28 protein-coding genes are annotated in these 25,579 nt (G+C 44.8%); 13 read left to right on the top strand and 15 right to left on the bottom strand.

All coding sequences use genetic code 11. The features are described from left to right. Positions 1–126 precede the first annotated feature (126 nt). The 3 genes from tnpA (at position 127) to RLO19_RS12495 (ending at position 2,062) form a co-directional block, all read left to right on the top strand. Entirely contained in the window at positions 127–561 is a 435-nt protein-coding gene (tnpA, locus tag RLO19_RS12505) for an IS200/IS605 family transposase (RefSeq protein ID WP_446356806.1), read from the top strand. Between the two features lie 239 nt (positions 562–800). Then, positions 801–1,409, top strand: a complete 609-nt coding sequence (locus tag RLO19_RS12500; RefSeq protein ID WP_446356805.1) for a thylakoid membrane photosystem I accumulation factor — start codon at positions 801–803, stop codon at positions 1,407–1,409. A 44-nt stretch (positions 1,410–1,453) separates the two neighbouring features. Next, on the top strand, positions 1,454–2,062 hold the full coding sequence (locus RLO19_RS12495) for a hypothetical protein (protein ID WP_446356803.1): 609 nt from the start codon (positions 1,454–1,456) through the stop codon (positions 2,060–2,062). A 1-nt stretch (position 2,063) separates the two neighbouring features. On the opposite strand, the gene hisA is transcribed toward RLO19_RS12495, so the two are convergent. Next, positions 2,064–2,837: a 1-(5-phosphoribosyl)-5-[(5-phosphoribosylamino)methylideneamino]imidazole-4-carboxamide isomerase gene (hisA, locus tag RLO19_RS12490; RefSeq protein ID WP_446339698.1), complete on the bottom strand. Its 774-nt coding sequence runs from the start codon at positions 2,835–2,837 to the stop codon at positions 2,064–2,066. 159 nt (positions 2,838–2,996) lie between these two features. Then, positions 2,997–4,676 (bottom strand): transglutaminase domain-containing protein, encoded by a 1,680-nt coding sequence (locus RLO19_RS12485; protein WP_446356801.1) that lies wholly within the window; start codon positions 4,674–4,676, stop codon positions 2,997–2,999. A gap of 196 nt (positions 4,677–4,872) precedes the next feature. Between RLO19_RS12485 and RLO19_RS12480 the strand changes: the two genes are divergently transcribed. The 8 genes from RLO19_RS12480 to mutL all read left to right on the top strand — a co-directional run bounded on the left by RLO19_RS12480 (position 4,873) and on the right by mutL (position 15,526). Next, positions 4,873–5,721, top strand: coding sequence for a DUF928 domain-containing protein (locus RLO19_RS12480; protein ID WP_446356799.1), 849 nt, complete (start codon positions 4,873–4,875; stop codon positions 5,719–5,721). Positions 5,722–6,235: 514 nt separating this feature from the next. After that, positions 6,236–7,072 carry a DUF928 domain-containing protein gene (locus tag RLO19_RS12475; RefSeq protein WP_446356798.1) on the top strand — a complete coding sequence of 279 codons (837 nt, stop codon included), beginning with the start codon at positions 6,236–6,238 and terminating at the stop codon, positions 7,070–7,072. Between the two features lie 232 nt (positions 7,073–7,304). Further along, entirely contained in the window at positions 7,305–8,141 is an 837-nt protein-coding gene (locus tag RLO19_RS12470) for a DUF928 domain-containing protein (RefSeq protein WP_446356797.1), read from the top strand. A gap of 16 nt (positions 8,142–8,157) precedes the next feature. Beyond that, positions 8,158–8,976 (top strand): DUF928 domain-containing protein, encoded by an 819-nt coding sequence (locus RLO19_RS12465; protein WP_446356795.1) that lies wholly within the window; start codon positions 8,158–8,160, stop codon positions 8,974–8,976. A 402-nt stretch (positions 8,977–9,378) separates the two neighbouring features. Then, positions 9,379–9,990, top strand: coding sequence for a hypothetical protein (locus RLO19_RS12460; RefSeq protein ID WP_446356793.1), 612 nt, complete (start codon positions 9,379–9,381; stop codon positions 9,988–9,990). Between the two features lie 168 nt (positions 9,991–10,158). Then, complete coding sequence (locus RLO19_RS12455) at positions 10,159–13,005, top strand: OmpA family protein (RefSeq protein WP_446356791.1); 2,847 nt, start codon at positions 10,159–10,161, stop codon at positions 13,003–13,005. A gap of 106 nt (positions 13,006–13,111) precedes the next feature. Beyond that, complete coding sequence (locus tag RLO19_RS12450) at positions 13,112–13,618, top strand: Rab family GTPase (RefSeq protein WP_446356789.1); 507 nt, start codon at positions 13,112–13,114, stop codon at positions 13,616–13,618. 96 nt (positions 13,619–13,714) lie between these two features. Continuing rightward, on the top strand, positions 13,715–15,526 hold the full coding sequence (gene mutL, locus RLO19_RS12445; RefSeq protein ID WP_446356787.1) for a DNA mismatch repair endonuclease MutL: 1,812 nt from the start codon (positions 13,715–13,717) through the stop codon (positions 15,524–15,526). Positions 15,527–15,678: 152 nt separating this feature from the next. Here mutL and RLO19_RS12440 read toward each other — a convergent pair whose 3' ends face one another. From RLO19_RS12440 to RLO19_RS12400, 9 genes are all read right to left on the bottom strand, one after another. After that, positions 15,679–15,843: a hypothetical protein gene (locus RLO19_RS12440; RefSeq protein WP_446356785.1), complete on the bottom strand. Its 165-nt coding sequence runs from the start codon at positions 15,841–15,843 to the stop codon at positions 15,679–15,681. A 24-nt stretch (positions 15,844–15,867) separates the two neighbouring features. Then, positions 15,868–16,182: a PIN domain-containing protein gene (locus RLO19_RS12435; RefSeq protein WP_446356783.1), complete on the bottom strand. Its 315-nt coding sequence runs from the start codon at positions 16,180–16,182 to the stop codon at positions 15,868–15,870. Then, the gene (locus tag RLO19_RS12430) at positions 16,175–16,417 is read right to left on the bottom strand and encodes a hypothetical protein (protein WP_446356782.1); all 243 of its coding nucleotides are present in this window, start codon (positions 16,415–16,417) and stop codon (positions 16,175–16,177) included. The genes RLO19_RS12435 and RLO19_RS12430 overlap by 8 nt, the downstream gene beginning before the upstream one ends. 162 nt (positions 16,418–16,579) lie before the next feature. Continuing rightward, entirely contained in the window at positions 16,580–16,954 is a 375-nt protein-coding gene (locus RLO19_RS12425; RefSeq protein ID WP_446356780.1) for a hypothetical protein, read from the bottom strand. A 24-nt stretch (positions 16,955–16,978) separates the two neighbouring features. Further along, a complete protein-coding gene (locus RLO19_RS12420) occupies positions 16,979–17,530 on the bottom strand; it encodes an AlbA family DNA-binding domain-containing protein (RefSeq protein WP_446356778.1) in 552 nt (183 codons plus the stop codon). A gap of 26 nt (positions 17,531–17,556) precedes the next feature. Further along, a complete protein-coding gene (locus RLO19_RS12415) occupies positions 17,557–17,991 on the bottom strand; it encodes a type II toxin-antitoxin system VapC family toxin (protein WP_446356776.1) in 435 nt (144 codons plus the stop codon). Continuing rightward, positions 17,988–18,320, bottom strand: coding sequence for a hypothetical protein (locus tag RLO19_RS12410; RefSeq protein WP_446356774.1), 333 nt, complete (start codon positions 18,318–18,320; stop codon positions 17,988–17,990). The genes RLO19_RS12415 and RLO19_RS12410 overlap by 4 nt, the downstream gene beginning before the upstream one ends. 118 nt (positions 18,321–18,438) lie before the next feature. After that, the gene (locus tag RLO19_RS12405; RefSeq protein ID WP_446356772.1) at positions 18,439–20,652 is read right to left on the bottom strand and encodes a phosphoketolase; all 2,214 of its coding nucleotides are present in this window, start codon (positions 20,650–20,652) and stop codon (positions 18,439–18,441) included. Between the two features lie 362 nt (positions 20,653–21,014). Next, the gene (locus RLO19_RS12400; protein ID WP_446356771.1) at positions 21,015–21,842 is read right to left on the bottom strand and encodes a penicillin-binding transpeptidase domain-containing protein; all 828 of its coding nucleotides are present in this window, start codon (positions 21,840–21,842) and stop codon (positions 21,015–21,017) included. 237 nt (positions 21,843–22,079) lie between these two features. Here RLO19_RS12400 and RLO19_RS12395 point away from each other — a divergent pair, with 237 nt between their 5' ends. Continuing rightward, positions 22,080–22,478: a hypothetical protein gene (locus RLO19_RS12395; protein WP_446356769.1), complete on the top strand. Its 399-nt coding sequence runs from the start codon at positions 22,080–22,082 to the stop codon at positions 22,476–22,478. 225 nt (positions 22,479–22,703) lie between these two features. On the opposite strand, the gene RLO19_RS12390 is transcribed toward RLO19_RS12395, so the two are convergent. The 3 genes from RLO19_RS12390 to RLO19_RS12380 form a co-directional block, all read right to left on the bottom strand. Next, positions 22,704–23,123, bottom strand: a complete 420-nt coding sequence (locus RLO19_RS12390; RefSeq protein WP_446356767.1) for an MAPEG family protein — start codon at positions 23,121–23,123, stop codon at positions 22,704–22,706. Between the two features lie 53 nt (positions 23,124–23,176). Then, entirely contained in the window at positions 23,177–23,791 is a 615-nt protein-coding gene (locus RLO19_RS12385; RefSeq protein ID WP_446356766.1) for a hypothetical protein, read from the bottom strand. A gap of 162 nt (positions 23,792–23,953) precedes the next feature. After that, the gene (locus RLO19_RS12380; protein WP_446356764.1) at positions 23,954–24,103 is read right to left on the bottom strand and encodes a hypothetical protein; all 150 of its coding nucleotides are present in this window, start codon (positions 24,101–24,103) and stop codon (positions 23,954–23,956) included. A gap of 62 nt (positions 24,104–24,165) precedes the next feature. Here RLO19_RS12380 and RLO19_RS12375 point away from each other — a divergent pair, with 62 nt between their 5' ends. Further along, positions 24,166–24,924, top strand: a complete 759-nt coding sequence (locus RLO19_RS12375; protein WP_446356762.1) for a Uma2 family endonuclease — start codon at positions 24,166–24,168, stop codon at positions 24,922–24,924. A 156-nt stretch (positions 24,925–25,080) separates the two neighbouring features. Here RLO19_RS12375 and RLO19_RS12370 read toward each other — a convergent pair whose 3' ends face one another. After that, on the bottom strand, positions 25,081–25,458 hold the full coding sequence (locus RLO19_RS12370) for a type II toxin-antitoxin system VapC family toxin (RefSeq protein ID WP_446356760.1): 378 nt from the start codon (positions 25,456–25,458) through the stop codon (positions 25,081–25,083). Between the last annotated feature and the right edge of the window lie 121 nt (positions 25,459–25,579).

Here is a 25,579-nt window from a genome sequence, read left to right as displayed (position 1 = left end):
ATTGGTTAGGCGTTGGGTAATGCCAAGACATCTTGGACTGGGTGGGCGAAGGGACTTATTACAGGGTTTGCTGGTTCCTGGGATTATCTCCATTTAAAAACCAGCATTTAATTGTAAAGCTGTCTTATAAAGACAGGGTTTGGGACCCAAAGGAGTTTCGATGATTTTGTTTCAAGCGGAAGATCGATTTCCGACTTAAAGGCACATTTGGTTTTGACGACAAAATACCGTCGCAAAATCTTTACCAGACAAATGATTGAGCGAATCCAGAAATTAATGTGGGAGTTGTGTTGCAAATGGGAGTGCAAAATAATTGAGGTCAATGGAGAGGAAGACCACATTCATTTGCTGTTTCAATATTATCCACAGCTAGAGTTGCCTAAATTCGTTGGGAATATCAAGTCTGTAACCAGCCGTCGCTTAAGGTCAGAATTCCCAGATTTAGCTAAAGTTTTCAAGAAATCAGTTTTATGGAATGAGTCTTACTTCATTGCTAGTTGCGGAGGGGTCACTGTCTCCCAATTAAAATCTTATGTCGAAAAACAGAACACCCCAGATTGACAATTGCGCTCCGCTTCATTGTCGGGCTATCCTTCCCGACGCTCACTCTGACAGGTAGAGCGCGGGGCTGTCGCCCAAAGCTCACCTATTTATGGCTAGTCAGTATATTATTCTACCTATTTGACTTTATTGCGCTGGCATGATAATAACGCAGTTTAGTTCACGCGATCGCTTGAACTCGTCAGGCAATCAGCGATAATCAGAAACAGGGGATTTCATCTGAACTAACTTTGTGTAATATGACCTTTGACTCATTACCCGTTCTCAGTCAACATCTAACCAATCGCTATTCTTACAAACGTCTCATTGCCCAATGTCTGGTCACTCTGATTGCTGTCCTCGGCTGTTTGCTGTTATCAACACCATCAGCCCTAGCCGAACTCAAGGATGACCACTTTGACGGCAATATCTTTGCCCTCTATGCCGGGAATGGTTCCCTCGTCCCACCCCGTGTCACTCTGGCAGACTCTATGAAAGCCCATAAACCTGCCTTGCTGGTGTTCTACATTGATGACAGCAAAGATTGTAAGCAATTTTCCACAGTGGTGTCCCAGTTACAAGCGCCTTATGGACGGGCGGCGAGTTTTATCCCCATTAGCGCGGATACTCTGTACGACAAACCCAGTGATGACCCAATGCAACCGGGCTACTATTATGAAGGGTTAGTTCCCCAAACTGTTCTCATTGACCAAGAGGGTGAGGTGAGATTGAATCAAACGGGACAAGTCAGCTACGAAAAAGTTGATGATGTCTTTCGGGAGGTTTTTGACTTACTCCCCCGTTCTGAATCCCCAGAATTAAAACGGCGACCGATTAACGAGATTAATACGGAATTAAGCCAAAATTAATGCTCTGTGAGAGTCCCAAGCTACTCCGCTCAATCGCACATCTGATGTCACGGGTTTACAGCACCGAGGAACTGATCCAAATCTTGGCAGAGGAACGTCGCGCCTGTATGAATGGTCAGCGCCTGAATTTAGCCGCTTCAGCATCGGGAAATCCTGTGATTGACCGATTTCTCAAATCTGATGGCATTCAAAAATTTAGTGCCTATCGAGATTTTAAAGCGGCGGTTCACCACTACCAGCGACAACATCAGGTTTCGGGTATTGTTTGGCGACAGTTAACCCTCAAAGGAAAAACACTGCGATATCCGGCTGTTGATGATCAGTTAATGGCATTAACCGATGACGTAGAGATGATCAAAGCTGCCAAAGATTCGATCTTGGAGTTTTGGCAACAGGTTACTCCGGGTATGGACTTGTACCTGAGTATCCGTCTCGGCAAAGACTATCGCCAAATTCAGCCTGAGGATGTGGACGCGATCGCATCGAGGACGGAATGGGTTAACCTTTTACATTATCGGAATTCCCAGATTCTGGAAATCATCCTCCAGCTTGGCTGGGGCAAGCCAGAAGAAGCCTCTTACCGCCGGGGATGGCCCGCCTCTGGTAGCGAATATGTTCATGCTGTTCCCCTAGGTCAGCGTCCCATTTGTTAATTTATGCGAATGAAGACGAGCCCAAATCGGGGGGAATATCCTGAAGACGCCCTTGTCCCACGGCTTGAATGGCTTCTTTGAGGGAAACATCACCAGTATACAAGGCGCGACCCACGATCGCACCGATCACGCCTAAGGGTTCCAAAGCCAGTAAACTCAATAAATCCGTAATTGAACTCACACCCCCAGAAGCAATAACTGGAATCGAGACATGACTAGCTAATTCTCGCAGGGCGTCGCGGTTGGGTCCTGTGAGTGTACCATCCCGCTGAATGTCTGTATAAATAATTGCCGATACACCCAAATCAGCCATTTGCTGTGCCAGTTGAGTCGCAGTAACTTCTGAGGTTTCTAGCCATCCCCTTGTGGCTACCTGTCCATTTCGCGCATCGATACCAACAATAATGCGATCGGGAAATTCAGAACACAGGTGTTGGACTAAGGGATGATCTTCAACCGCCGCCGTTCCCAAAATCGCGTACTGAACGCCGAGAGAAAGCAGTTGGCTGACACCTTCCTTATCGCGCAATCCTCCCCCGACTTCTACGGGAACTGATACCGCTTGGACAATGGCTTCTATCGTCTTGGTATTAACAGGATGACCCGCTTTCGCCCCATCTAAATCAACCAGATGTAACCGACTTGCCCCTTGGTCAACCCATTGTTTAGCCACCTCCACCGGGTTTTCACTATAAACTTGCGATCGCCCATAGTCGCCTTGGTATAACCGTACACAGCGACCTTCGAGTAAATCAATAGCTGGAATAACTTCCATATTCGTCCTTTGTCATTTGTCCTTTGTCATTCGTCAAAAAACAGGGCGTCAAAACCATGTCCGAATAGCGCAGCGAAGGTTAAGTCGGGGCGGGCGCGAGTTACATCTGTTGTGAACCCAAAACGATAATCGTGAAACCCACCCCTAGATACCTCAAAACTATTTCCCCGGCGGTGGTAATTCATCGAGAATTTTGAATCGGACATGATTAATCGCCAGATCCCCAATAGAAACCTCTTCCTTATTAACCGGAACGCCTTTACTGGTCAGGGTTTCAAACGTAATTCCTTTGCCAATTTCTACATGATACCAAGCCAGTCCCATAAAAAACCGAGTGGGGTAAGGTCCACCTTCGCGGGTGTCGTCTGGATTAGATTCCATGGGAACCCAACCAAATCCTGGTAGGTAAAATTCCATCCAAACATGATTAAAATCAGGTTGTAAGGGAATGTCTCGTTGATCAGCATGGGCGGGACATTTGTAACGACCAACGGTACGACAGGCAATCCCATTGAGACGGGATAGGGCTAACAAGACACCGAGATACTCCCCGCAGGAACCAATCCCTCGCGCTAAAACGACATCTGGGGTATCGATATGGGGTTTGATTCCGTAAGCGAGTTGGTCATAGACATAATTGCGAATACTATACATTTGTCGCAATAAATTCGTTTCCCGACCTACAGCTTCACGGGCGGCGCGGCGGATGATGTCGCTATCCATGGCTAATTCGTCATCATCCACCAAGTAGCGGGATTTGTATTCGAGTGGCAACTCTGGTAGATCTTCTAAATCTCTGGGAGTCATGCGATATTTGATACTCCAGACTTCTAGAAGCGCCTTCCAGCCAAATAAATGCCGTTCTCCGGGGGCGAGGGTATCGAATTTAAACACCGCCACACGTTGATTGTCTTGGATTTCTTCGGTGAAGGGAATCCCAATGGGTTCAATGGCGCGGATTTTTTGGCGTAAGGTTTCTGAGGGTAAGGCGATGCGCCATTCTAGGTTCTGCAGGGCTACGTCCTCTAGAGGGGATAGTTCCTCAACGTAGGACATTTCAATTAAATAGCCATTGGAGAGGGCATAGCGTTCCTCGGCATTATAGTGAAAGTAGAGGGGATGAATAAAGGTGCGATCGCGATATTGTAATTCGTGGTTGGGTTGAGCGTTGGGGTTATCACGGATGTAGGGTTCAACGCTAGCATAGGCGATATAAAGAATCTCCTGATTGGTGTGGGGATCTCGGTAGAACGTTAAACCTGTGGGATTCTCAAAGGGAGTCAGAACGCTGAAGATAATGTTTCCGGTGGCGCGATCAAGACAGTAAACCGTCTGTTCTTCCTGATCCGAAACCCAAAGTTCTTCATCCCGTACCGTAATGTTCTCCATGCCAATTCCTGGGGCATATAAGCGGGTAATCTCCTGCCCGGTATCCCGACTGTAAATCAGAATATATCCCATTTTTTGACAGGTGATATAGACTGTCGAGCCCTTAAGTGCGACACCATTGGCGGTGTAGGGCAATGTCAGGAAATGCTGAAGCTGCAGCTCGCCGCCGAGTTGGCAATAGTACACTCTCTCTTTCGACGTCAACCACAGCGTATCCCCCACGATGGCTAAACCCGTCGCATCGGCAAAATTTAGCTCCGGCGATGAATTCAAAATTTTGGTATTGTCAGTTTGGGGGTCAATTTGCAACAGATAGCCACTTGTGGCATCGATTGCTATCAATTTTTCTCCCCAAAAAGCAATACCCTGTAGGGCAGCTGCCCCAATGGGTCGAATGGTGCCAAAAGGTTTCAATTTAGGTGACACAGAGGAATCAGGATTAGGAATCATGCTCAGTCTATATCAAGATTTAGATTTAAGTCTCGAAATCTCTATTCAGGTTTTGTTAATACCCCACTCCTGAAGGCGGATGCTCCAGGCGTGCATCTGCAATATTCTAAATGTGCCTAAACAGATTTGAACATGGGTTAGCTATTTTGGATAGTTTTCATTCAATAGTTTTATTGACAATAGTAGCTTTTTATGTATGCTTAAGTTCATCCGTTTTTTCCCACACAAAGTTGCCATAACCGCTTTAGTAACAATAGTTGTAACGGTGGGGTTCAGCCTGAAACAGCCCGTTCGGATACAAGCGCAGTTGAGCAATACCTCCATCAGTTCTCAGTTACCTGATCAATGGGAATCCGCGCCATTGCCTAATTCTGGTGATTCAAGTCTACCAGATAGCAGCAATTTACCGTTTGCGGGTTGCCTAAGCAGTTATCCCGTCGCCTTAGTACCAGCATCTGGTATGGGACAGACAATTGCGGAGTATCCCACTATCTTTTGGTATCTACCCCAAACGAGGGCTTGGGGCATGGAGTTTAAGCTAACAGATAGTGATAATCAGGAAATTTACTCGACCAAGTACGCCTTTGCCCGTTACACCCCAAAAGATTATCAGGGTACAAACGCACAATTGGTGGTGGGCACTCCAGGCATACTCAGTTTAACTCTACCAAGACTAGATGGTAGCTCTCTGCCGCTGAAAGTGGGTCAGGAGTATGACTGGATTGTCAGAGTAATCTGTAATCCCAATGATCCATCCGGTGATGTTTATATGGCAGGCACAATCGAGCGAGTGTCAATTGACCCTACCCTAGCCCGTCGCTTACAGCAAGCACCACCTGAGGAACGTGTGGTACTTTATGCAAAGGAACGACTTTGGTACGAGGCATTAGAGATTTTGGTTAAACTCCGGCGCGATCGCCCCAACGATCCGGCTGTGATTACAGCTTGGAACAAACTGCTCAAGTCTGTAGGGCTAGATATAATTGCCCAACCCTTTGTCAGGGAAAGTAGCACATTAATCAAGCAGGATGACAGAATTTTGTGATCACCGCTTCTGGGTGCAGGGGTGCTCCAGGCGCTCCAGGTGCTGGGGAGACAAGGAAGAAGTTCCCGGTTCACTCATTTCCCATCCCCTCTTCCCCACCTGAAGGAGACAACAGAGAAGATAAAAGATAAACAAGATTTTATATCTTTACAAAGAATTTAATTTTTCAGGCGATAAAGGCACAGAAATCAGGAATCGGCTTTAAGAGTGATGAAGATTTAGATAAGAGTGGAAACAAAGTTCCGGAATTGCCTATGTCTAAAGTTAAAATATTAACAATCTAGAACAAGGGTACTGGCATAACCAAGGTTCATCGTCGGACTCAAAGCGTGCTAGCCGCGCTGGCGGTGCTGACGACAAACTCCTAATTCAGCAACAGTCCCCTAAAGGTAGATGCTTGAGTGACCCAGCCAACTGATAATGTTTGACGGAAACTAACCAAAGTCTGGAACATTGTCTTCTGCTATAACATCTATATACTAAGGACTCGGTTCTACGAGTGTATATCTGAATTATGACTTGTTTCACCCGCTTATCAAACCTAACATTTTTAACCATCGCGTTAACACTAGGGCTAGCGACTAATCTAGTCGCTCAAGTGCCAATCCAGGTTAGAACTACCTCTTTGGGTGCTCAACTACCAGATCAGTGGGGCTTCAGAACTCCAGAAGGTTCAACGCCCGATCAGATTCCTGTGAATCGAGAAGCTGGTGGAACGCGAGGTCCAGAGTGTACCCAGCATAATCAATCACTAATAGCCTTAGTTCCAGAATCGTTGATCGGCAAAACCTTGGCAGAATATCCCAAATTATTCTGGTATATGCCACCAACAACTGCATCGGCAGTTGAATTTATACTCTGGAGTGCTAGTGATGAAGAAATTTACCGGGTTAAGTATTCCTTGAAGGCGTCGGTGACAGGGGAGACAAATAAGCCCAGAATTATGAGCCTAGAGATTCCCACCTCTGCCAATCTTGCTCCCCTGAAAGTGAATCAGCTATATTACTGGCAATTAGTACTGGTTTGCAACCCTAAGGAGCGTTCAGCCGATATTGTAGTGGGTGGTGGGATTCAGCGGCTTGAACCGAGTCCAACGTTAACCATGCGGATTCAACAGGCAACTCCCCAAGAACGAGTAGCCCTCTATGCCCAGGAATTGCTCTGGTATGACACGTTAGAGACATTGGTAGAACTCCATCGGGATTTTCCCAATGATCGCAACGTGCAAGCCGCATGGAACAAGTTATTGTACTCAGTTGGCTTACAAAGTCTTTCTGAGCAATTGAATCCAAACAGGAGTGCCACTTTACCTGAATCGTTGTCTAACTCAGGAGATAGTGCTGTTGAATAAAACAATGAATATCAAGATAGGGAAAAATTAATATAAAGATTCAGATAAGAGGGGAATTTCGGGTGTCAGTTCACTCCCTATCTCAAGCTAAAATAGAAATATTCAGGCAAATCATTTAAGTAAAAACCTGAAAATTCTGTAATTATCACCCCCTTTGTAGGAAGGTTAAGTGTCTGCTTAGACATATTGTTCCAAAAGCAAGACTCTGATTAAGTAGGAGTTCTAAATTATTATGGCTTCGTTTACTCGTTCATCCCGTTTTACTGTAGTAGCTTTAGCGTTAACCCTAGGACTTGTGGCTAATATTCCCATCGGGGTACAAGCACAGTTAGGAGGTTCACCCCTCAGCCGCGAAATCCCCACCGAATGGGAATTCACTCCATCAGACAGGCAAGGTGCTAGTCTTCCAGGTAATAGAGAAGGTGGTGGTACAAGAGGACCTTGTATTACTGACCCTACGCTAGGTCGAGGTCCGATCGCATTGGTTCCTAAGTCTGGGGTTGGACAAACAATAGCAGAGTATCCTACTCTCTCCTGGTATCTACCAAAAAACACGGCGTGGGGGGTAGAGTTGTTGGTGCGGGATGCCAATAATCAGGAAATTTACTCGACCAAGTACGCCTTCGACCATTACACCGGAAAAGATTCTAAGGGAGAGGAACAACAATACGTTGTTGGTGCCCCCGGTATCATGAGCTTAACGCTGCCTAACTTAGAAAGTAGTGTTCTTCCCCCAGAGATGGGTAAGCAATATAAGTGGACTTTAAGACTAATCTGCAATCCCACAGATGGTTCTGGTGATGTATATGTCGATGGCGCATTCGAGCGTGTGGAACCCGATCCCAATCTGGCACGCCGCATCCAACAAGCAACGCCGGAACAGCGAGTGGCTATGTACGCCAAGGAACGACTGTGGTATGAAACTTTGAATACCTTAGTTGAACTACGTCGCCAAAGCCCCAATGATGTCACTTTAAAGGCGGCATGGAGCCGACTGCTCAGTTCAGTAGGACTAGAGCAAATTGTCGAAGAACCAGTAGCTCAGAAGGCAAGAACCAATCAGAACTAATTACTGAGTCACCGTCATGGTATCAATGGGACATCGTTTTTGCCGATTTTCTCTGGCTGTGGGGGTAAAACTAGGGCTATTTGCCGTAAGCTTTGCCCTGATCCACAGCCCCCAAATTCTCCAGGCTCAAGGAATACCCCAAACCTGGACAACCAACAAATACCAACTCCCCAGAGGAATCGGCGCACCGAGTCGTGTTGAAGGAGGGGCAACCCGAGGTTCTGGGGACGATTGCCCTGTTGTAGGGAAACCCTTAACGGCTTTAATCCCTAGCGATCGCTTTGGTACAACCGTTGCGGCTTATCCTAGCTTTTTTGTTTACCTACCCGCCTCACTTGCTCCCAGCACAACCTTACCCGTTGAGTTTGTCCTGGAGGATAGCGAGGGAAATCTGGTTTATCAAAGCCAGTTCCGGACTAACGGCAAGTCAGGGATAATCACATTGAATCTACCTCACGACGTTAGCTTATTACCCTTGGCGGTGGGTGAGGATTATCGTTGGTCTTTCTCAATTCTATGCCCACCCCAAGACGAACGCTCTAATGATTTGGTGGTTGAAGGATGGGTGAGACGGGTAGCACTCGATCCTACCCTAGACACTCAGTTAGCACAGGCATCACCGATAAAAAAAGTGGAACTCTATGCTGAGGAAGAACTTTGGCAGGATACTCTAGCACAGCTCATTGAACTGCGCCGCAACTATCCGAGTGATTCAGAAGTGACGAATCAGTGGGTTAAGCTTTTGAATGCGGCGGGACTTAGCCATCTGGTGGGCGAGTCACTGGCATCCCAGAAAACTCCTGTTAATGTACCCTTACCTTCGGTACAACCCTAATTATAGCAGTCGCCAAGGTCAAATAAGCTAAAATAGCGCAATCGATTTTACCCACCATCAGTAGGGGCAGGACATGTCTTGCTCCTACCTTTTTGCGGCTCGATTGGTGATCTAAGAAAACTATCGCTAAACTTGTTGACATCTTACCCAACTAACTCCTATGAGTATAGTTTGGTTCTTCTCGCTGAATCCGATAAAAATAGAGATGGCAATAAAGTAGATGAGACAAGGCGTCAATTCAATAACTGACTCAGTTGGAAAGACTTTACTCTGAATGATTCTGACTTGTCTTCTAGAGCTAGCAGCAGTGTTATAGTAGTGTCACCCCCCAATCGGGTGATATTTACCGCAAACCAATCCAGTTGAGCCAACCGGCAGTTTAACCAAGAGAGAGGGAAAAGCATGGCAGAAATCAGCAAAGACCAAATGCGCGAGCGACTGGGTAATATTGACCAAATCCGGGATATCATCTTCGGCGCTCAATTACGAGAGTACGATAGCCGAATTGACAAAATTGAGTCGAACCTCACGTTGATCCAACAAGAAATGCGCGATCGCATTGAGCAAACCAAGACTGTTTATGTGACGGAGCTACGAGCTGCTGTAGATTCCCTGGAGAAAAAACTGAAGTCGCTGAATATGACGGTTCAAAACGAGAATGCTGAGATTCGGCAAACCATCGATATAGTCAACAAAAAGTTTTCTGGAAATTTGGAATCCCTTGATAATAGCTTAGAAAAACAAACCAATAATTTACATAACGAACTCTCAGAAACTAGAGAAAAACTTCAAGAAGACCTTAGAAGCCTAAGAGCCTATGTTTTTGAAGAAATCGAACGACGATTTTCCCTAATTAATGATGGCAAAATTGCTAAAGATGATATGGCAGATATTTTGTTTGAATTAGGATTAAGAATTAAAGGAACTGAATTTGCTCCTGAGCTGAAAGAAGCAGCAGGTAATAATGTAGACGTTGATGTTCGGCTTTTAGAAGCGAGTCCCTTGTCTCAGTAAGAGGCGAGATCACTATTCGTCCCAACGTTCAGCCAAATGTTGGCTCAAAGCTAGTAATGTAGTGGATGTCCTCGATAAATAGGATTAGAATTGAGTCAAATTTGGCATTTGACTCAATTCTGCATTTACGGAACTCAGTGCCAATATAGGACAAGGCAGGATCAAATTATGGCTTTACCAGAAAAAAAGGGATCTGTCATATCCCAGCTAGAGGGTTTGCTGGATTTATTGATGGATTTACAGAATTCTAACTCAACTGAAGCCGCCGCAACAGAAATGTCTTCCGCAAAGGAGAACGGGAAAATTCAGGGTGAACTCCACACTGATCAGTTAAAGAGACAACAAGTGGACAAAACCGGGGAAGCAGAGGAAGCAAGTAAATACGTAGCAGGTTACGGCTGGGAAGCAGGGGGAGAAGAAAGTAGAGCTTATCCAAGTAGTATTGGCTCAGATGCCACTAATATAGAGGAATTAGAGCCTGAATCCTTACAGCCTGTTGCTTCCCCCTTAGAAAAGAAAGTCCAGCGATTGAATCAATTCCCATTCAATACTACACCAATCCAATCGTCTGATTTAACCATCAATGACGACACAAAAAAGCGAGATGCTTTCTCTGATTTATCTCAACCTGAAGAAACGCCTGAAGAAACATTTGATGCTTTTTACTTAAGTCCCTCGGATAACCAACAAGCGGAGAATCCCGAACTCTTATCGCCGTTACCGTCACTCCATCCATCTCCGGTTAAGGGGACACACCAAAACACTACGGCTCATTTCGCTTCAGAGGAGACTCTAACCGGATTAGAGAGTTTATCAAATGGGAGAATTGAATCGTTACTTGATCATCCCACTACTGCGCCATCATCTTCCCCAAACTCTAACCCATTAAATCAAGCTCAGATCAACCCAACCTCATCTGAAAACCTGTCTGAAGAACCTAACGAATCCAGGGATTATTCTATCTCTGATAAACTTTTAATAGCGCTAGGAGAATTGAATCAATCGCAATTAGATTTATCAGAAAACGGCACGTACCCATCCCATTTAGCTGAATCCAATCAGCCGCAAACTGATAAATATGAACAGTCTCCAGAATCATCATCCCAGCTTCAATATGTACCTGATAACTCTAGCCAGGAATCAATATTAGCTTATGATGTAGATATCGAGGATGAATTTGAACGCTTGCAGAAATTACTACTGACGCCAGATCTTCTCGATTCACAAGAAGGCATTGAACTGCTAAAAGAAAAATTTTCAGCTCTAGAAAATCAGATATACGATCCGACAAATTTAATTAAACTACTTTTGCCTTTAATTACTCAGATTTTAACCCTGAAAATTGCTGAAGCTAGAGAGGAAATGGCAAGTGCGATCGCGCCCATTGTGGATCAGATGATCGAGGCGAAAACAAAAGAAGATAAAGAGGGAATCTGTTCCGCCTTGGCGCCGATTATTCCATCCGCCGTTAACTATCAAATTCTCAGCAATCCGGGGGAATTTGCCCGGGCAATTGCCCCGGAAATGAGTGCGGCAATTAAAGAACAAATTGAGATAGAACGGGATACAATGGTAGACGCCCTTTATCCAGTCATGGGGGGAACGTTCTATAAATATTTATCGGAAGCAATGCGGGCGATTGATCAGAAAGTGGAAAATTCCCTAAGTATGGAGGGAATTAGTCGCAAAATTCGGGCACGAAGCCAGGGAATATCTGAGGCAGAACTCATCTTTAAAGAGTCGATGCCCTTCACCATCCAGGCGATTTTTCTGATTCACAAAGCATCAGGATTAGTGATTGCTGAAGTTCAACCCTTTGGCAAACAACGCTTGGAGTCAGATATGGTGGCGGGGATGTTGACAGCCATCCGCAGTTTTGTGAATGATTGTATTATTAAATCCGGTGAAATCTCAGAACTCGATCGCATCGAATATGGACATTGTGACATTCTCCTGGAAGTCGCCGGGTACTGTTATCTCGCCGTGGTGACGCAAGGCGATCCCCCCCAGTCATTTATCGATAAAATACGCGACGCTTTGAGTACCATTGTTCTCCGCCATGGGAAGGCGATGGAATTATTTGATGGAGATCCGGATAATGTACCGGCTCAAATCCCGTCACTTCTGGAATCATTGACCCTGGTTAATCCCAAATCAGAACAGTCGCCGCGTAAAGTTCCTGTAGCCTTGTTAAGCCTTTGTGCTTCTGTATTGGGTTTGATTTTTATTCCGTGGGGTTTTTATCTGCATCAAAGTGGTATCAATCATCAGTTTGAGGAAGAAACTGCCGTCGCTTTGGCATCTGATCCCGAACTCGCTGTTTATCGTTTAAATGTGGAAGCACAAGACAAGACGATTACGTTGTCTGGTAAATTGCCGAATCAATATCTGGTCGAAAAAGCAGGACAAATTGCCCAAACGACTATACCCAATGGTGAGATAGAAAATGATATCATTGCCATCAAAGTTCCACCTGATCCAGTTGAAGTATCCGCCGAGGTTGAGCGAGTTACCGCTATTCTCAATCAAACCGAACGTTTGGCAATATGGACAAACTTTAAAGACGGTAAAGTTACTGTAGAAGGCAGTGTAATTCAGGTCAAAGATGCCCATAAAATTACCGAAGCGTTGCAGGAAATTCCCGGAGTGGACTCTGTAACCAACACCGTGCAACTACAACCTCTAGCCTTAGCCTCTCGCATCTACTTCGATCTAAATTCCGCCGAATTAAAAGCGTCAGAACAAGATAAAATGGACGCTTTGACAGAATTCCTCAAGGATTACCCCAACCAATCACTCCGAGTCATTGGTCATAGTGATCCGAGTGGTACACCTTTAGAAAATCAGGGATTAGCCCTAGAACGGGCAAAAACCGTGGCTGAGGTATTAGTGCGTCAGGGAATTGATGCTAGACGCTTAGAAATATCCGGAACCACCAAACCCCCCGCAGGACTGTATGCTGATGAATCCCATAAGTACAGCCGATTTGTTGAATTTGAGGCGATTGCACGTTGAAAGTATGCCCAAAAAGGGTTGCGAAGGGTCAAAAGTCAAAAGTCAAAAGTCAAAAATTATTCTCTGAACCAATGACGAATGACCAATAACCAATGACCAATAACCAATGGCTAAAATATCCAAGAAAATTTGTCTCGTCGGTGACTTTGGCGTGGGCAAAACCAGCTTAATTCGCCGCTTTGTCGAAGGTCAGTTTAGCGATCAGTATCTGTCTACTGTCGGTGTGAAGATCTCCCGAAAAATATTAGAATCCGTAAATTTACAGCTACTCATCTGGGACTTGGAAGGACATACTAAATTTAAATCAATCGCTCCCAGTTACTTACAGGGGGCGAGTGGTGTCATCGTTGTTGCTGATGTCAGCCGAATGGAAACCATTGAGCGATTAGATGAACATGTTAACCTATTTTTATCGGTTAATCCTAAAGGCACAATTGCCATTGCCTTAAATAAATCGGATTTAGTCGAACCGGGAAAAGTTAACCAAATGGTTCAAATCGTTGAGGATAAAGACTTAAATCCAACATCAGGACTGTATCGAACCTCAGCGAAAACAGGTGCATACGTCGATGAAATTTTTGGACAGCTTGCTTATAAAATATTAAACGCTTAGGATTTTTATGCAGTTCTGTAAACACAGATTACACAGATTGAATGAAACTTTCAACAGCGAAACGTAAGAGTCTAAACTCGCCCCTACTTCAAAACTATGACTTGTCCTATTCAAACTTTACCGACGGAGGTTGTTGATTTAATTGCGGCTGGCGAGGTGATTGATTCATTAGCCGCCGTGGTACGAGAATTGGTAGAAAATTCTTTGGATGCAGGGGCGACGCGCATCTCGGTGGCTGTATGGTTTGATGTATGGCGTGTGCGTGTGGCAGATAATGGCACGGGTATGGACTTGACAGATTTACAAAAAGCTGCATCAGCGCACAGTACGAGCAAAATTCAAAGTCGCGATGATTTGTACAAGATTACCAGTCTAGGATTTCGTGGTGAAGCCTTGCATAGTATTGCGGCGTTGGCAGAATTAGAGATATGCAGCCGACTAACAGGTACGTTGGAGGGATGGCGCTGTGCGTATAATACTCAGGGGGAAACAGAAGGCACAGAAGCGGTTGCGATCGCGCCGGGTACAGTGGTGAGTGTCTCGAATTTATTTGGCAAGTGGCGTCTGCGTCGTCAGGGATTACCGTCGAGGAGCCAACAACAACGAATGGTACAAGCCACGGTTCAAAATATAGCCCTTTGCTATCCATCAGTTACCTGGCAAGTTCAGCAAAACGATCGCTCCTGGTTTACAATCAGTCCGGGTAAAACGGCTCAACAGATCATCCCGCAACTCCTCAAACAAGTGCGTGTGCATGATTTGCAGCAATTAACCGTAGATGTTCCCACGCCAGAGGGAGGGAGCAAAGGTGCAGGGGAGATGGGGAGATGGGGAGATGAGGGCGGGTTTAGTAACATCAAGGTGACAAAAAAGGATAGTAGTGAAACCCGCCCCTACTTTCGGAAAACCATGCCCTTGAGCCTAGCGAAGGGTCAAAACTCAAAACTCTCCTTGGTTTTGGGATTACCCGATCGCTGTCACCGTCACCGCCCAGATTGGGTTAAAGTAGCCACCAATGGACGATTAGTGCGATCGCCAGAATTGGAACAGACGATTCTAACCGCCATGGCGAGAACTTTACCGCGCGATCGCTATCCGATTTGTTTTCTCCATCTGCAAATTTGCCCCAGTCAAATTGATTGGAATCGTCATCCCGCCAAAGCCGAAATTTATCTGCATTCCCTTTCCTATTGGCAAGAACAGATTAGCCAAGCCATTGAACAAGCCTTGCGGATTGGGGCGGAAAATTTCGACACCGCCTCTCAATCCCATCGCGTCGGCAAATTACTGACAGCTTCGGCAAAAAAGGGTGTCTATCACCTGGATGAGTCACCAAAACAGGAGCGTAATACTTCAGATATTGGCTTAGTGGAATTAAAAGCCGTTGCCCAGGTGCGTAACATGTATATTCTGGCAGAACATGATACAGGAATGTGGTTAATTGAGCAGCATATTGCCCATGAACGAGTCTTGTACGAACAACTGCGCGATCGCTGGCAACTTGTTCCCCTAGAACCGCCTGTGATTCTCAATCATTTAACTCCAGTTCAACTCGAACAACTGCAACGGATTGAGTTAGAAATAGAACCCTTTGGTGATCATACTTGGGCTGTTCGTAACGCACCCGCCCTACTACATCAGCGAGACGACTGTGCTGATGCCCTATTAGAACTCAGTTTAGGTGGAGACTTACAAACCGCGCAAGTTGCCACAGCTTGTCGCAGTGCAATTCGCAATGGCACACCCCTAACTTTAGAGCAGATGCAGACATTATTAAATCAATGGAAAATGACTCGCCACCCCCGCACCTGTCCCCATGGGCGTCCGATTTATTTGCCCTTGGAAGAATCAGCGTTGGCTCGTTTCTTTCGTCGTCATTGGGTGATTGGCAAAAGTCATGGAATTTAAAGTAAAACCCTTTTTGCCATGGCGACTGGAAGTCGCAGCTACACAAACAAAGTCCGCCTGCGCGGACTAGATTATAAAGGGGGTGGCTAACCCGGATTTGGTATCAATTCTGATATCTGACGCAACTTGCGTAAAATTGTTGATTCCCACTGCTACTGAACAACGGGAATAATTTGCGATGCGGCAACTTCGATTGTCACTTGACGCAGATCAAATCCTTCCAAGCTGTATCCATCTTCTTCACTTTCAGCCTTATGGTAATATTCCACAATTGTTGCAATATCTCCCCGTTTCAGATTGACAATATGAACCGTCATTTTTATTTGGGGTAAGCACAGGCGCTACCTGTAGGGGCACGGCAATGCCGTGCCCCTACCATAAATGGCGTTTGTGCTGAGCCGATATAAGCTTAACAATTCAACTGCCTTATCTGAAATATACTGATCAATTTTAATAACGTCAAACTGCGTGATAAAATTGTCTAGTATTTTCAGCTCTGCCTTATTAGCACAGCCGACAATTAATTCCATTTGTGTGACTATACTAATCGCCAAGCTAGAACTTGATTTCAAATTTTGCAAACAGGTAACGGCGTCAGAAATACCACGACCAGCATCAATCAGTATGTCGGTATCTACAATAGTTGGATTAGCCACGGGATTTTGACCACTCGTTTTCTCTAACACTACGCACCCAAGCCGTACTATCAGCTAAATCTTGACGATCTCGCCACATCCCAATAAATGGATCATTTATTAAATCAACATTTTTTGCTTGAGAGATAAGTTCAGTTTCCCTGTATTTTTTTAAAAAAGCGATAAAGTTTATAACTTGACGTTGTGCTTCAGTCGGCAGGGACAAAAACTCATTCAACAACTCTTCATGTGTCATTGTGATACCTCGTTAAAACTATACTGTATTTAAAACTATACTGTATTTTTAGTCTACTAACTTGAAAACCGCTGTAATATAGCAATTTTTTGGATGACGTGACACCTTGGTAAGGGCGCAAGCCTTGCGCCCCTACTACGGAAGACCCCACAAGATGAACCGTCATTGTTCTTTTGGGTAAGGCAATGTCTTAGTTAAGACAACTGGGCGATCAGAATCAGTTGGTAAAAGATGAATGAAAATACGAACATCACAGTTTTTGGCATTCTCCGGCAAGGATGGTCTTCCTGCTGTTGCTTCTAGTGAAACTCTACCAGGACCGTCAATTATAATTTCGTGTGCTGTACTTTGAATTGTTAAAGAACCAGGTATCTCTGTATTTGCCCATCTATAATACTTACCTGTAGCAGGCTCTAATTCGAGCCAATTAGATTGAATTGTTGTAATTCCGCTAATTTCAAACTCTGCCTTACATCGGTGAAACGGAATAACTATACGGTTCTTGTTTTTAGGAACAATATACAATTCTAAACTCAACCGTAATTCATCAGGAGTATAAACTCATCGAGAGTCTCTTTCTTCTATTGTTGCTGTAAGGTCACAATCAATAATTTCAATCTCTGGTAGCCGTTCGAGTGGTGCCAGTAATCGAATCAGATCCGAACGACGTGCTGATCTTATCAATGTGTTTTCACGCCAAGGAACTTCAAGCTCAACAGCACCTGCGTCTTTAGATCCATAAACTGGATTTTTAACGACAAAAGGAGCGCGATCAGTTTCAAAAAGTAAAGCTACAACTGTTTTCCCATCTACAGGAATATTTAAGGGTGTCATTCTTGGCGCTAGTTCATTAAAGCAAGACTCTACAGTGGAATACCAACTAGCAAGATCGGTGGCATTGACTCCAATAACACCTTGGTTTTCATCAACACCTATTAACCAAAGTATATTTTCTCCTCGCGCCGCATTTGCATGACCTGCTATTCGACGAGCCGCTTTTTCTTTTTCTATCCAATCTCGCTTCAACTCAACTAGAAAATCTTCGTTAGGTTGACCCTTTTTGACGCAATCAATAACTCTCAATGCCCAGCTTTCAATTTGTATAGAATTCATTTTTACTTGTTTCTATTTCTGCTATCTCAATTCGGTACTGTCCAGTCTTCAAATACCAAACCAGGTACTTGTGCAAAATCACGCTGGTTGCGCGTGACGAGGATAGAATTTTCTGCCAGCACAATAGCGGCGATTCGCAAATCTTGTGTGCCAATGCGTATTCTTTGACGACGCAACTCCTGATAATGAGCATAAGCCGCTTCACTGAAGTCAATTAGATTTAATTGGCTCAGATATTTAACCCCATCTCGCAATCCTCGATAAGCCCATATTAATCGTTCAGGTTGGGATGATTGGGATGTTTTTCTGATCGCACTTAGCCATCCTCGTACTTGCTCTTCAACGGTTACGACAGTCACACCAATATTATCGGGATTCACTGTACTAACGCGCTGGGTAACAATTGGATGAACCTGTTGCAAAAGTGTGACATGATCAGTGTCCAGAATGTATCGAGTCACTTGGTTTGAACCTCGGTGTCATGTTCACGATAATAAGCTTCTGTTTCCTGATCTAGTTCATGACGATAGGCTGCTATGTATCCTAATACCTCATCAAATAAGGGATTATTTTTGAGCGTAGCAGGAACCTGTAGTAAAGGATTCTGAGATTTGGGAGACTTGCCTGTTACTGGCTCATTCTCTTTTGTCTCAGCTATTTCCTTGACATTCTCTTGACGCTGCTTTTCCAGTCTTCGCCTGTAAAGTTGTTCAAATAATAAAGCCTGCTCTTCAACAGAAAGGGCTTCAATGGATTCAATTATTGTTTGCACAGATAGTGAGATAATCATAAATGATGCTTTAACCCTCATTTTTGGCTCTATTGTAACAATCTCCTACCCAAGAGTAGAGACGTTGCATGCAACGTCTCTACAATCGTGATTCAGCAAGCCCTAATTCAAATCAATCTTATCCAACCAACTCAGTCGCCCGCTTCGCCAAATTCTCAGCCGTTAACCCATTAAATGCCATAATTTCACCCGCACTCGATGCGGTTTCCCCACGCTTCCAGGCAAAAATATCGCGCTTAACGGTACTCCGTAACATCAACGGTTCCAGCATGGCACTCGCACCTCCGGTTACGCCAATCAACGCATCGCCACCAAACAACTCCTCAAATTTTTCATCATCTAAAAAGTGGCTATCAGGATCTGTACAAGTTTCCCACGCTACATCATGGGGACGATACAAACGCCGGGGACTAATCACAGAAACAACTCGCACGCCAATCCCTTCATTTTCCAGGTGAACGGCTGCATCTAATACGGGAATCAGTGTCATATCGCCAATCACGGCAAACACGACTTTCTTACTCCCTTCTGTGTCATGTAGCACAATACCCCCATCTTTCAAGGCTTGACGGGTTTGCTCAAATGTGGTTAATACAGGTAAAGGTGACTTACTCGCCGTAATCGTAATTCCCTTATTCTTCATCGTCAGCGCCCAGTCATAACATACCTGGATACTATTGGCATCACAGGGAAATAAAGGGAACACATTGCCATTCCGCATCATGGCAGCAAAGTAATTTTCAATCTCTGGACGCTGGTGAGTCCAACCATTGCGCCCTTGTTCTAATGCCCCAGCAGTAAATAAGGTAATCGTAGCCGGTGTCGGACGACGCAATTCTGCCATGGCTTGGGTAACTGTTTGCCATATCGGTAACCCATTAATCGCGAAGGATTCATAGGAACACCAAAGAGTACGGGCACCAAACAAAGCTAAACTCGCCGCTAACCCAGCACAAGCATCTTCACTCAACGGTTCGTAAACCTGACCCTTGGGTCCCTGATAATAGAGTTCATCGACGGTAGGATGGAGAATCTTTAGCGCCACATTAATGTTATTAATCCCAGAGGCGGCATTGCCATCGGCATTAGAAATGATAAAGTTAGGGTCTTGTTTACCCACATAGGCAACTAAAGCCCCCATCGCTGTTGTCGCCACTTGCTTATCACCCTTAACCGCAAATTCCTCTAAGGGCAATTTGCCTAAATCCGGTAGGGGTAATTCTTTCTCCGTCACCACCTGATGAGATGCGGGACCTCCAGCGGCGCGTTCAGAGTTGGTGCGTACCAGTTGCCAAGCTTCTGGGGGTAAGGCACGCTGTTTCAAGGCTTGGACAATTTCTTCATTGTCTAGGGTATGGTGAGCGTAGAGGTTGTGGGCTTTGGCGCCTCGATCATGGACACCTGCGCCTTTAAGCTGTTTGATAATCAGTACAGTCAGCTTACCGCCAAGGGCAGATTTAGCGGCTTTATCGGTGGCTTCTAGTACGGCTTGGGTAAATTCCAAGCGTTTTTCCCAGGAAAAGGCGGTGCTATCGACGTATTCACCGGGTTGGTTGGCGTCGTCAAAGTCTTTGGCATTGACTAAGATAATTTCTTGAAATCCATTGCCTTCCCAGTATTTAATCATCTCGTCATTGGATTTGGTGGATACCATGCTGTGGTGTTCCTGGGAGTATCCATTCCAAACTAAGATGGGCAGGAAGTTGGTGACATCGGGATAGGCGGTGTGGAAGTGACCGAAACTACTCATTATGTATGGTTCACCAATCCCTCCGTCGCCAATCGTAACCGGGAAGAGGGTATCTCGGTGGAGTAATGCCCCCGCCATGGCGAAATGCTGCCCTTGTCCCAATGGTCCAGCCGGGTTGAGGAGTCCAGGAATTTGACCGGAAAGGTGTCCGAGGAGTCCATGCATTTCCCGAAAGCGTTCCCGCATTTGTTGTACTGTTGTAATCCCCATGTCCTCTAGGGAACGATCTAAGAACATGGTGCTGTAAAAGCCGGGGGCATGGTGTCCCACTTCGGTAATAATATTTTTGTAGCCCAGCATGATTAATGCGGCGATGCCTTCGGCAACACTGGCAAATCCGCCGGGATGACCGGATGCTTTGGATGCTGTGACTTGCAGGATTAGGTAACGCAGGGCATCAGCTGCTAGGAGGGTTTGGAAGACAGCCGCCGGGTCAGATGGAGATGCGATCGCAACGTTGCCCTCAGCAATGGCAGGTTTGCCTCCATACGTCTCCAAACCCGGTAAGGTTTGCCCAAAATATTGGATGCCTTCGCAAAATGCTGGAACGGGTGACGTAGGTTTTGGGGTTGTTGCAGTCATGCTGAGTACCTTAAATAGTTGTATCGGTAGATTAACTTTATGGAAATTTTACAACGTTTTGCAACTTAAATGTTGTTAAACTCAATCAGGTCTGCGTTATTTAGTGATAATTCAAGGTAATCAGACTTTGTTCCCCAGCGTCGCGGTCTAACCATTTCTCCAGCAGGGGGTGTGCAGATGGGAATGAAGGGGGTGCGATCGCATCCTGAGCCGATGCTTGTCGGTAGGGTTAGAAGCTGCTAGTGCATGACGGCAAAAGTTTTTGACCACCTGGCAAACTAGGGGAGCTGGGGGAACTGGGGAGGTTTTAGTTGCTCAGTGATTTGTGCCACACTGCACTAGGGCTTAGTTTTAGCTACAATTTATAAAATTCCTAGTTGGGTAAATATTTGCTTGGTCATTTCCAGTCGTTTTTTGCCGCTTGCTTCATCTTGTTTCCCTTCGAGATTGAGCGCAAAGAAATAAACATCATCGGATTTCTCTAAATAGCCAACGAGCCAGCCGAGAATCTTATCATCTTCTAAGAAACCAGTTCCTGTCTTCGCGCTTATTTTGTAGGTGTCGGTTTCTTCTAGGACTAAAATATCTTTGACAATATCAGCCGTTCGTTTAGATACCAATAATTCATTATTGTAGAATTTCCGCAAAAACTCCACTTGCTCCTTGGGGGAGATTTTTAAGCTACTTGACAGCCAAAATTTGTCAATTCCACCGGAAATATCTTGATTCCCATATTGAAAATGAGCCAGGTATTTTTTCATATTGGCAGCACCCACTTTGAGGGCTAATTCCCGGTAAAACCAGACCACCGAGTATTTCAACGCGGAACGAAGATTATTTTCCTGTTTCCACTCTGGGAACCACCAATCTTCGGATGGGTATTTTTGGGGATCGTAAGAAACCGTGATCGTCTCATCTGCGATCGCTCCCGTTTCTAGACTAATTATCGAGTTGGGAATTTTAAAGGTTGACATCGGCGGAAATTCTTGCTCGCACCGCTCCTCGTTGTAGTAAATGTATTGATTGTTTTGGGGATTATAAAGAAAAAAAGCGCCAGTAGTGTTGCCAAATATACGGCTTAAATCGGTGATATTAGCCTGACTTGAAGCAACAAAGGGATTGTTTAAAAGGATTGATAAAAAAATTGTGATAAACAATCCTATAAATACGAGTGGATGTTTGATTTTCATATCACTTGAATGAGCCTCTGCGTAGGGTTCAGGAAAGGGTTTAAGGGTTTACTGATAATCGGTTAGTAAATTATATTACATTGAGGCGATGGTGTAGTTGCTGAGGTTGAGGGGGTGTCAGCTAAAATCGGGTGGGGGAATAGAGGGGAGAGGAGTAGTCAGGGGAAGGCGCGATCGCTACAATCATATTAGACGCCCATAGGCGATTATCTTAAAATCAAAAGACATTAAGTACTCATGAGTGAAACTCAAGATAAACCAATCAATCAATCGACTCCTACGCCAGACGCAGGTCAAACCAAGTCCGGCAATTTTCTGCAAAATTGGAAGTTTAAAGCGGGGTTAATCTCTACAGCAGTTGTTTCAATTTTCCTAGGTTTCTTTCTTCTCGTTTTCTTTTGGCACCACATTGTTGCGGGGATGGGGATGAGTTCGTGGTCCAGTCGTGCTGGTGCCGAACCCATTGAGTGCATGATGAAAGACACCAACGACGATGGTTATGTTAGCTGTAGTGCCATGCTGAAAGGTGAGGTGGTTCCCCTAGAATGTGGCGTCAGTGTCTTTAATATTGGTTGCCGAGTTAATTATGGCGCAGCCGCTGCTCCAACTTTGCGTTCTTTTCCTGGTTCAAGGTGAAGCGTTAGCACCCTCCTCACATTTGGGTTTTTGGTGTTTGAGCGACGTTTAGGGACAAAAAGTTATCCAAAAACCCGATTGTGGCAGATCAATGCTTGAAATGTACACCCGCTGATACTGAGGATACTGTTGGCAAATTCGGAAGACTTAACCCCCCAGCTCATCCCGATTATATCCCCCTTTCGTCCCCCTTTTTAAGGGGGAAACCAATTTGCTAAAATCGCTCTATACTCCCAATGGGGTGTTGATGAACAATTTAATGATTCCCACTAAAGCACCGATCAGGAGGACGAGAACAGATAGAGAATTAATGCCAAAACCAATGCCGCGTTTTTCCGCCGCTGTGTAGTAACCCCAGGCATAAATAATTCGCCCAATCACCCAAACTCCACCAATTCCTGCCCCCCAAATTGGACTAACAAACAGGGAGAATAACCACAAACTGGGTAAAAATAAGAGCAATTGTTCTGATGTATTTTGTTGTACGCGAAACACACGCTCAAAATTGGCATCTCCTGAAATTTGAGGTGCAGGTACTTTATATTTTGCCCTAGCTCGACCCACATTGATCGTCAGAACTAAGTAAACCAAGAGAGTGGCAACAGTAGCTAAAGCGGGAAAAATTAACGGTTTCAGTTCAATCATAGTTAAAGCCTCATCAACGGGTGATTGCTAAAAAACAGTTCACTTATTCTTTGTTAATTATTACTGATTTTTTCGATAAAATCAACGGCTCCTTTCGGGGACAACAGTTTGCAGTAGTGTTTATAGCTCAAAGCCTCAAAGAATAAGTTACCCGTCCTCAAATAGGGACTGTCTAAAAGATAGGATTTGTTGTCACGCTTTTGAAAAACCAGTTCAGAATAAGACCAGGATAATCCGGTTGCCTTTTGAGTTTCTCGATAATTGATCGTAATATCGGCAGCTTGATAGGCATTTTTGATGCGATCATCGACATAGTTGTACGCCCAGTTTAACGCCAGTTCGTTCATTTTTGAGTGAGCTTGATGCTCCCCTAGGGAGCGAAACCCTAGATTAGCCGCATTGATGGGATGAGCGGTATTGATTTTGCACCAAACCTGTTCGTAATTAGCGTTAACCTCATTCACTGAAGGAAAATATGTGCTGGTGTATATTTTGCCATTTTCCACCGTTGGCTTACTTTCCAGAAACTTGTCCAAACGGGTATAGATAGTATTGACGACATTATTTGAATTAATCGCGTCGCGATGATAGTTTTCTATTATCCGTTGAACGTAGATACACCAGTTGCTTCTGGCGTCTTCAAGAGTGGATGCTTTAATGTTAGTCATAGAGTTAACGCCAATACTGCAAGGTACTAAATCATCACACCAATCAACGCCAGCAGTGCGATCGCGAAGGGCAGTTTCATTGATTTAACCTTGAATGATGGATATTCTAGTTATTCTATCCGCTATTTTTCTACAGGGCTAAGCTAAAAATATTTAGAAATATTAACGGCATATTTCCCATCTCCAGGGTTTAAGTTGACGAAACAGAAAAACTGTAGCATTAGCTACCAAAAAATTATTGAGACTTGGCGCGATCGCACCGTTCTGAGTGCTGATAAACCTTGCAGCTTGGACATTCTGGGGATACAGCACATTGATCCACGATAGTTTAGGGATATGCTAAAGTGACAAAAAATGCTTCCTCCTGTGATAGTATGTCCCTTTCTACTTCCGCGAAAATCATCTACCCCGAAAGTGACGGTCAACCTTTGGCAGACAATACAATCCAATTCCGCTTGATTGTCACCATTCAAGGTGGAATTGATGCCCTATTTCTTGAGAATCCTAATGTCTTTGTTGCTGGAGATTTATTCTGGTATCCAGTGGAAGGCGAACCCTGGATTAGACAAGCGCCTGATGTCATGGTTGTCATCGGAAGTCCCAAGGGTGATCGACGTTCCTATAAACAGTGGGAAGAAGACAATATTCCACCCCAAGTTGTTTTCGAGATTGCTTCTCACAGTAATACGAAGACAGAATTAGAGGAAACCAAGCGTTATTTTTACGAACGCTATGGTGTCGAAGAATATTACCTGTTTGATCCTCAGCCTGGAATCCTCAAAGGATGGCAACGGGATGAACAAATATTACAGCCAATTCCGAGAATGTCGGGTTGGATTAGTCCCCGTCTGGGCATTCGATTTGAATTGGAACAAGGAAATTTACAGCTATACCATCCTGATGGGGAGCGATTTGCTTCGTTTGTGGAAATTATTGAACAGCGGAATTTAGAGAAACGGGCAAGAGAACAAGCTGAACAGGAAAAAATACAAGAACAACAGGCACGAGAACAAGCGGAGTTGGCGCAACGAAATGCGATTCCCAAGTTATTGGCAATGGGTTTAACTGTAGAACAAATTGCTGAAGCGTTATCGTTACCAGTGGAGACTGTGCGGGCTATCGCTGAAAGGTAAGTGCGATCGCATATCTTGTCGGGTGGGCAAGTTACGTTAATTTAACAATTTCACCAGAAATTATATCCATTTGCCCACCCTACTCGCCTCCATTAATTGGCAACTGATCGAGCAATTGAGTAACCTAGATCGAGTTTTAGATCCAGCAATGACTCACTACCAAGTAGTCACTGTCAACTGCGTAACTTTTGAGAACTCCCGATCAGCCGTTACCAAACTTGCTCCATTTTGGATTGTGATCGCTGCAATTGTGGCATCGGGCAATTTCAAGCGATATTGCTGACGAATTTCGATAATCTTCTCAATCAAAGTTGCATCACCTGCTGTTAAACCCACAACCTCCACTCGTTGAACAAACTGTTGAAAAATCTGGCGATCCGCTTCAGTTAGTCCGGAAAACACCAGAAACTCAATCTGGCTAATAATTGAAATGCCAATCCAACTAGCATTCTGGAGTAATTGAACCAATTGGAGATTGCCTTGTAACAAAGCAACGATAGCGTTAGTATCCAGCACATAGCGATTACCACTCATCTCGTAAAGCCCTTTGCATGGCTACTGCATTTCCTCGCCAATTCAGTCGCCCTGCCAAATCAGAAAAATCATAGTTCCGGTTTTGCACTTTAGATGCAACAGATGAACTGAGTACCAACAC

It is taken from the genome of Coleofasciculus sp. G2-EDA-02, assembly GCF_040226375.1.
GTDB lineage: Bacteria > Cyanobacteriota > Cyanobacteriia > Cyanobacteriales > Coleofasciculaceae > Coleofasciculus.
This window is presented reverse-complemented; position numbering and strand designations above follow the sequence as displayed.

Coding starts and splice junctions, on each gene's coding strand:
- RLO19_RS12470 (WP_446356797.1), top strand. CDS start 7,305: ATGGCTTCGTTTACTCGTTCATCCCGTTTTACTGTAGTAGCTTTAGCG.
- RLO19_RS12385 (WP_446356766.1), bottom strand. CDS start 23,791: ATGACTAACATTAAAGCATCCACTCTTGAAGACGCCAGAAGCAACTGG.
- RLO19_RS12465 (WP_446356795.1), top strand. CDS start 8,158: ATGGTATCAATGGGACATCGTTTTTGCCGATTTTCTCTGGCTGTGGGG.
- RLO19_RS12370 (WP_446356760.1), bottom strand. CDS start 25,458: ATGAGTGGTAATCGCTATGTGCTGGATACTAACGCTATCGTTGCTTTG.
- RLO19_RS12430 (WP_446356782.1), bottom strand. CDS start 16,417: ATGACACATGAAGAGTTGTTGAATGAGTTTTTGTCCCTGCCGACTGAA.
- RLO19_RS12475 (WP_446356798.1), top strand. CDS start 6,236: ATGACTTGTTTCACCCGCTTATCAAACCTAACATTTTTAACCATCGCG.
- RLO19_RS12390 (WP_446356767.1), bottom strand. CDS start 23,123: ATGATTGAACTGAAACCGTTAATTTTTCCCGCTTTAGCTACTGTTGCC.
- RLO19_RS12420 (WP_446356778.1), bottom strand. CDS start 17,530: ATGAATTCTATACAAATTGAAAGCTGGGCATTGAGAGTTATTGATTGC.
- hisA (WP_446339698.1), bottom strand. CDS start 2,837: ATGGAAGTTATTCCAGCTATTGATTTACTCGAAGGTCGCTGTGTACGG.
- RLO19_RS12460 (WP_446356793.1), top strand. CDS start 9,379: ATGGCAGAAATCAGCAAAGACCAAATGCGCGAGCGACTGGGTAATATT.
- mutL (WP_446356787.1), top strand. CDS start 13,715: ATGACTTGTCCTATTCAAACTTTACCGACGGAGGTTGTTGATTTAATT.
- RLO19_RS12480 (WP_446356799.1), top strand. CDS start 4,873: ATGCTTAAGTTCATCCGTTTTTTCCCACACAAAGTTGCCATAACCGCT.
- RLO19_RS12400 (WP_446356771.1), bottom strand. CDS start 21,842: ATGAAAATCAAACATCCACTCGTATTTATAGGATTGTTTATCACAATT.
- RLO19_RS12375 (WP_446356762.1), top strand. CDS start 24,166: ATGTCCCTTTCTACTTCCGCGAAAATCATCTACCCCGAAAGTGACGGT.
- RLO19_RS12500 (WP_446356805.1), top strand. CDS start 801: ATGACCTTTGACTCATTACCCGTTCTCAGTCAACATCTAACCAATCGC.
- RLO19_RS12405 (WP_446356772.1), bottom strand. CDS start 20,652: ATGACTGCAACAACCCCAAAACCTACGTCACCCGTTCCAGCATTTTGC.
- RLO19_RS12410 (WP_446356774.1), bottom strand. CDS start 18,320: ATGATTATCTCACTATCTGTGCAAACAATAATTGAATCCATTGAAGCC.
- RLO19_RS12455 (WP_446356791.1), top strand. CDS start 10,159: ATGGCTTTACCAGAAAAAAAGGGATCTGTCATATCCCAGCTAGAGGGT.
- RLO19_RS12395 (WP_446356769.1), top strand. CDS start 22,080: ATGAGTGAAACTCAAGATAAACCAATCAATCAATCGACTCCTACGCCA.
- RLO19_RS12440 (WP_446356785.1), bottom strand. CDS start 15,843: ATGACGGTTCATATTGTCAATCTGAAACGGGGAGATATTGCAACAATT.
- RLO19_RS12495 (WP_446356803.1), top strand. CDS start 1,454: ATGTCACGGGTTTACAGCACCGAGGAACTGATCCAAATCTTGGCAGAG.
- RLO19_RS12450 (WP_446356789.1), top strand. CDS start 13,112: ATGGCTAAAATATCCAAGAAAATTTGTCTCGTCGGTGACTTTGGCGTG.
- RLO19_RS12485 (WP_446356801.1), bottom strand. CDS start 4,676: ATGATTCCTAATCCTGATTCCTCTGTGTCACCTAAATTGAAACCTTTT.